Here is a 6,765-nt window from a genome sequence, read left to right as displayed (position 1 = left end):
ACCGGTTCCACGCAAGTCTCTCCAGAGACGAGTGCGGGCGGAATTAAATTCGCCACCGGTCGTTTCGCTGGCTCCACGCCAGAGACCACGGCGAAGCCACGGGCCACCGTGCCCGTGGTACTTCACGTCTATATCTTTCACCCGGCACATCCTAAGTGCCGTATTTCGCATCCCTGTGTACATCAAGAGGTTCACAACCGCTTCGTCCCGTGGGTGTGACGGTGCTTCAACTGTGAGTGCGTGGTGTTCGTCGGCTTCCAGCATATCCCGCTCGTCCCACCTCACACGGTCGGGTTCGTGGGTTGCTATCTCTGAAGGAACAATGCCCAAGTCCGAATGATAGCGGTAGAATTTCTTTAACGTCTCTTCGTATGTTTTCGCCGTCTTACTGGCCCACGCGTCTGTTTTGACCTTTTTTGTGGTGTAGGCGTTAATTTGTTCTGCGTCACTGTCTGTTAGTGGCAGTTCTTTGGCGATGAACTTCAACCGCTGGAGCCACGCCCGGCGGGTTCCTGGCGTTTTGTAGCTCGTTTTTCGCCCGTTGGTGTAGAGATCGTGCGGCAGTTGTACAGTGGCATCTTCCGGGTCAAACGCGGCTTCAAACTCAAGAATCGCGTCGGCGTCGGACTGCATAATCTTGTTGTCTGCCGCCGCCCTTTCTACGCTGGCCCGACTGCCACGCACACGCTCGCCGTTTGTTTTCTGGCTGTATGGACTTTCACTTTCCTTGAACTTTGAATCATCATCGTCAGACTGAGTTTCATCATCGTCCTGTGCAGTTCCCATGCAGTATACATCCCACTCAAACCCCGTAATAAATATGGTCAAAGTCGTTGGTTCAATGTGGGAACTGTACGCCGTCTGGACGTGGATACCGCTCTACCTGCTGGCCAGCCTCGAATCAAGCGGCGTCTCAAACCCGGAAGAAATCGCTGCCCTGCTCGCCTTCGGGACCATCGCTATCGGCGGTGTCGGGGCGTGGCTCGCCGGGTCTGCCGCCGACCGCTGGGGCCGTTCGCTGGTCACGAGTGTCTCGATGGGCGTCTCCGGAACTGCCTGCCTGCTCGCCGGCATCGTCTTCGGGTCCTCGCTCCTGATACTCGTCCCGTTCGTTCTCGTCTGGGGATTCTTCATCGTGGCCGACTCCGCACAGTTCTCGGCGGCCGTCTCGGAACTGGCCGAAGACAGCTACGTCGGATCGGCGCTGACGTTGCAGACGGCAATCGGCTTTCTCATCACCATCGGGTCGATTCAGCTGATTCCTGTCGTCCAGAACGCGGTTGGCTGGCAGTGGGCGTTCGCACCGCTCGTCGTCGGTCCGTTCGTCGGGACAGCCGCAATGTTGACGCTCAAGGGCCTCCCGGAATCTGCACAGTTGGCAGGGGGACGTGGCTGAAATCCGGTGTTGGCGAAGGAGACGAATACTGCCGCGAGTAGGCCGGCGACAGGGCAATCAGCCCTGGAAACAGCAGTGAAACGGTGAGTTCCCGTTAGACGGCCCCAGCCAATCTGCTACTTTCCCGTCAGTCGAGCTCTGTGTCAGACCCCCAGGTTGCGGAAGACCGACACTGGAACTTCTCAAAATCCGGAGACAGACGATTCGAACCGTATTGGCTGCCCACTACCGGCCGAACAACCGCTCCCAGAGTGACCGTTCGTCCGGTCGCTCTGCCATCAGGACTGGTGTCTCGACCTGTTGGAGGACTTCGAGAGCCAGTGACCCGCGGACGATACGCGAGAGCAGTCCGCGTTCGGTCGCGCCGATGAGGACGAGGTCGTGGTTCTGTGCGTGTCGTTCGATTGCAGCCTCAACATCACCAGTCTCCACGAGCATCGTCGCATCGGCGAGTGCGTGGCTGTCGGCCCAGTCGGTCAGGAACTCCCTGCCTGTACTCTCCTCGTCGGCGACGTGTAGCAGCGACACGTTCGCCCCGAGGGTTTCTTGGAGCGACGTGGCCACTTCCGCCGAGAGCGCCGACGAGTAGCCGCCCGCAGTCGGGAGGAGGATGTCCGCGATTTCGAACGTTGCGCCGTCGAAGACGAGCACGTCACAGGGGAGGTCGTGTGCAAGTTCATCAAGTGCGCTCTCTGCCCGTCCACCAGCAAGCCGTGCCCCCCCATAGCCCATCACGAGCGCATCGGTATCGTGGGCCTTGGCAGCGTCGAACACCTCTTCGAACGCGCGGTGTGAGAGAATCGTCTGTGTTTCGATTGGAACATCGAAGGTATCCGCGTCAGCTTCGGCCTCTGCGAGCAGATTCTCTGACGTCTCGACAGCGCCGTCAGTCGCCACGTCCAGCGGTGTCTGGTCGGGGACAGTGACGACGTGTGCGGCGAGCACGCGCCCGCCACGGTGACTCGCCAGTGCTGCCGCGAGCGTGACCAGTGCGCGTTCAGTGCGTGGATTCGACAGCGCGACCATAATCGTCGGCTCTCCGCCCCCGTTCGGTGCGACGGCGTCTGCGGCATCGACGACGGTATCGGGCATCGTTTCCTGTCGGTTCCGGATGTACGACGAGAGGACACCCTCGCGTGGGGTTTTCGAGCGGGCGTAGACGAAATACCAGAGGACGGCCGCGACGACGAACGCGCCCGACAGCGCGATTTCGATGGCATCCATGAATGCCACCAGTCCGAGTGAGAGCACCGCGCCGAGTATCGGCGTGATCGGATAGAACGGGACGGTAAAGTCGGGGTCGTACTCCGGGACGTCGGCTTCCCGGAACACGATGAGCGCTGCGTTCATCAGCGCGTAGACGACGAGGTGGAGCACGCTGGCGGCCTTCGCGAGGACAGCGATGTCCTGTCCGAGCAGTGCGATGAACACGATGATGAGGCCACCGGTGACGAGAATCGACCGATAGGGTGTGGCGTAGTTGGGATGAATCTCGTTGAGCCAGTTGGTGACGATGCGGTCTCGACCCATCGCGAAGTTGATGCGTGCCGAGGCGAGAATCGAGGCGTTCGCCGACGACGCCGTCGCCAGCAGCGCACCGAGTGTCATCGCTGCCGCAGCGACGCCCGCAAGTCCACCCGGGAACGAGATCTCAGCGACCTGTGCGACGGGTGCGTCCGTACTCAGGTCGGGCCAGGGAACGATGCCGAGCATCACCGTCACGAGCACCGCGTACACCACCGTGACCAGCGCGACACTACCGATGATGGCGAGCGGGAGATTTCGTCCCGGATTCTTCAACTCCTCGGCCACGGTTGCAATCTTGGCATATCCGAGGAAGGAGACGAACACGAGTGCGGTCGCAGGGAGAATCGCACCGAACCCTTCTTCTGTCGGAGCAATGCCGCCCGAACCGACGAGCGTCCCGTAATCGAACGACAGGAACCCAACGACTGAGAAGACGCCCAGAATCGACAGGAGAATGAGAACGATAGCCGTCTGGACACCGCCGGTTTCCTTCGCTCCAATGTAGTTGACGCCGACAAAGACTGCCCCGGCAAAGAGCGCGCCCACCTGGAAGGAGTTCAGGAACGCGACGGACGGGAGCGGGAGGAAGACGTTGAGATACTGGCCGAATCCGATGGAATAGAAAGCCGACGCGAAGGCCAGCCCCATCCAGTCGCCCATGCCAGCAATCGAGCCGAACATCGGCCCGAGTGCACGGTTGATGTAGTAGTACCCGCCGCCGGCTTTCGGCATCGCAGTCCCCAGTTCCGAGACGGAGAGGGCGTTGATCATCGCGACGAGGCCGCCGATGACGAACGAGACGACGACGACCGGCCCGGCCGTCTGTGCGGCCACGCCGGGCAACACGAAGATACCGGCACCGATCATCGTCCCGATACCGATAGCCAGCGCCGACACCAGCCCGAGGTCTTTTGCGAGTTCTTCGTCAGCCATCGGTTAGTCCTCCTCTTGGGCCGGCAGTGAGACGACCGGAATTGGTGGGTCGGTTACAAGACGCGTCGCGGTATCACCAGTGAGCAGCCTGACGATGCGGCTCCCGCCGCGAGCGCGGAAGGCGAGTGTAGACGCGCCGACATCGTCGGCAACCTCGAACAGTCGCTCGACCACGTCGGTCCCGTAGACGATTCGTGAGTCGACAGCAACGGACTGACCGAGACGACTGTCGACCACAGCCAGGAACTCGGCGGCGTCCTCCCGACGTTTCTCTAGGGGCGCTTTGTCCGGCGCACCACCCGCCTTCTCGATGACGTGAACGGCAGTGACCCGCTCGATTCCGTCGAGGTAGGGGTCCAGCGACGCACAGGTTGCGATGGCGTCTTCCTCACTCGCGACAGGAATCACGACGTGGTCGAACAGCATCATAGCTGCCTCCTCGACCAGCCAGACCGGATTGCCCCTTTGAGCCCCGATATCGTTGCCAGCGTAATCATACTAAGCGATTTGGATACTCCATATATAATCCCTCTGCTAGTATTCCGCCTTCCGCAAAATTCGGGGCGTTATTTTATTGATGGCGGAATGAGAGTCAACCTATATTGTAATATGAATATTCACAGACAAGCGGCGGTGTAAAGTAATGACCCAGCGTAGGTCGGCTATGGACTATCGGCTGGATGATATCGACCGCCGGATACTGTACGAGTTGATGGCAAACGCCAGGGATACCTCCGCACCGACGATTGCAGAGAAGGTCAACGTCTCGCCGGGGACGATACGGAACCGCATCGCCCAACTGGAGGAGAACGGCATCATCACCGGGTACCGCGCAGAAGTCGATTTCGAGAGCGCAGATGGCCGTCTGACGAATCTCTACACCTGTACCGTTCCCGTTGCAGAACGCGAATCACTGTCACAGGATGCCCGGGTTGTCCCAGGCGTCATCAACGTCCGGGAGCTGATGACCGGGCGGGAGAATCTTCACGTTCTCGCCGTCGGAGAAGATACGGAGGATCTGCGGCGCATCTCGCGTGCGCTCTCGAAACTCGGCATCGAAATCGAAGACGAAAATCTCGTCGAGAGCGAGACGTCGGTCCCGTACGCGCAGTTCGGTCCCGAAGAGGCACGGTCCCGGTACGAACCGACAGACTTCATCAGCCTCACTGGCGACGCGAACGTCGTCGACGTGACTGTCCAGGAAGGAGCCCCTATCGTCGGACAGACGCTCGCCGGAGCAGTCGACGACGGAACGCTGGACGAGGATACCCTGGTCATCGCCATCGAGCGCGGTGATAGAGTGATGACGCCCCACGGAAGTACGACGGTCCAGTCCGACGATATCGTGACGCTCCTCTCGCGCGGTGGCGGCACGGACGAAACACTCACGGCCTTTGTCGACAACCAGACACGGGTCGAGTGATGCTCCGGTCGGTTCTCAGACAGTTGTTCGAGGACAGCGATAGTCTCTACGAGTGTCGAAACTGCGGGAACCGACGAACGGAGGGTGACGACTGCTGTCCCGAATGCGAGTTCGACGACCGGTGCAGACAGCCCTGTGAACTGTGCTATTCGCCGCGGAGTTCTGCCATGTGGTCGATACGTTGCTGGACGAGGTCCGGTTTGCCGATGTCGTGGCGGATACGTAGCCCTTCCTCGCCGGCGACGGCCAGCGCATCCTCCGCGATTTCCTCCGCTTCGGTGATACTGTCTGCGATGCCGACGACGGCGAATGACCGCGAAGTGGTCGTGTAGATACCGTCCTCGCGCTCGTCGACGCTGGCGTAGTAGAGTATCGCGTCGCCCGCGGATTCTTCATCGACCTTGACCAGCGCACCGGATTTGGGGTCGGTCGGATAGCCTTCCGGGACAGCGTACTTGCAGACGGTAGCCTGGCGCTGGAACTTCAGCTTCGGCAGGTCGTCGCCATCGCGTGCGGCCGTGAGCACGTCGAGAAAGTCCGTCTCCAGCACTGGCAGCGTGTTCATCGCTTCGGGGTCACCGAAGCGGGCGTTGAACTCGACGACCTTGATGCCCTCCGCGGTGAGCATGAATTGGCCGTAGAGCACTCCTTTGTAGCCGTCCAGCGCATCGACAGCGGCCTGCATGATGTCGATGGCGTCCATGTACTCCGACTCGCTCATAAAGGGCAGTTCCAGCGAGGAGTCGCTGTAGGAACCCATACCACCGGTGTTTGGTCCTTCGTCGCCCTCGTAGGCGCGTTTGTGGTCCTGGACCGCAGGCGTCACCCGAAGGTCGCCGTTGGCGACGAAGCCCTGGACGGTGAACTCCTCACCGACGAGTCGCTCTTCGAGGACGATGCGGTCGTACTCGGACTCGCGGATGTACTCCTTTGCACCTTCAGCGTCGACCTGGTCGCCCATGACGCGGACGCCCTTGCCGCCGGTCAGGCCCGCGGGTTTGACCACGAGGTCGCCGTCGTACTCGTCGACGTACTCGCAGGCGGCCTCCATGTCCTCGAACGTCTCGAAGTCCGGACAGCCCGGGATGTCGTGTTCCTCCATGAAGCGCCGCTGAAAGGCTTTGTCAGTCTCGATGCGGGCCTCTGCCTCCTGCGGGCCGAAGGTGTAGATGTCTGCATCGTCGAGCGCGTCGGCGACACCCGCTTCGAGTGCGGCTTCGGGACCGATGACGGCGAGGTCGACACCGGAGTCGCGGGCGAAGTCGACCACGGCGGTCGGGTTCGTGGTGTCGAGCGTCTCGAATCCCTCGGCGAGTCGGGCGATGCCGGGGTTCTTGTTCCCCGCGCATGCGTAGAGGTCGGCGTTCGAGTCGGCAAGCGCGCGAGCAATCGCGTGCTCGCGGCCGCCACCACCGACGAGCAGCACTGTCTCTGTCATATCTCGAAGGGTGGTAGGCGGCGACGTAAGCGTTTCCACTCATTCCCG

General features: G+C 61.1%; 4 protein-coding genes and 2 pseudogenes. 2 read left to right on the top strand and 4 right to left on the bottom strand.

All coding sequences use genetic code 11. From position 1 onward, the window contains the following. Positions 1–786: pseudogene (locus tag WDJ60_RS15730) on the bottom strand (hypothetical protein); the annotation flags it as partial. A gap of 49 nt (positions 787–835) precedes the next feature. Between WDJ60_RS15730 and WDJ60_RS15725 the strand changes: the two are divergent. Next, positions 836–1,396 (top strand): annotated as a pseudogene (locus WDJ60_RS15725) (MFS transporter); the annotation flags it as partial. 225 nt (positions 1,397–1,621) lie between these two features. Here the strand turns inward: WDJ60_RS15725 and WDJ60_RS15720 are convergent. Both WDJ60_RS15720 and WDJ60_RS15715 read right to left on the bottom strand, forming a co-directional pair. Continuing rightward, positions 1,622–3,856, bottom strand: coding sequence for an amino acid permease (locus WDJ60_RS15720; protein WP_340101591.1), 2,235 nt, complete (start codon positions 3,854–3,856; stop codon positions 1,622–1,624). Positions 3,857–3,859: 3 nt separating this feature from the next. After that, complete coding sequence (locus tag WDJ60_RS15715) at positions 3,860–4,285, bottom strand: universal stress protein (protein ID WP_340101590.1); 426 nt, start codon at positions 4,283–4,285, stop codon at positions 3,860–3,862. Between the two features lie 235 nt (positions 4,286–4,520). Between WDJ60_RS15715 and WDJ60_RS15710 the strand changes: the two genes are divergently transcribed. Further along, positions 4,521–5,279, top strand: a complete 759-nt coding sequence (locus WDJ60_RS15710) for an Lrp/AsnC family transcriptional regulator (protein ID WP_417750469.1) — start codon at positions 4,521–4,523, stop codon at positions 5,277–5,279. A 145-nt stretch (positions 5,280–5,424) separates the two neighbouring features. Here the strand turns inward: WDJ60_RS15710 and purD are convergent, their stop codons facing one another. Continuing rightward, a complete protein-coding gene (gene purD / locus WDJ60_RS15705; protein ID WP_340101588.1) occupies positions 5,425–6,717 on the bottom strand; it encodes a phosphoribosylamine--glycine ligase in 1,293 nt (430 codons plus the stop codon). Between the last annotated feature and the right edge of the window lie 48 nt (positions 6,718–6,765).

The sequence above is a fragment of the Salinibaculum salinum genome (assembly GCF_037645885.1).
In the GTDB taxonomy this organism is placed as follows: Archaea; Halobacteriota; Halobacteria; order Halobacteriales; family Haloarculaceae; genus Salinibaculum; species Salinibaculum salinum.
This window is presented reverse-complemented; position numbering and strand designations above follow the sequence as displayed.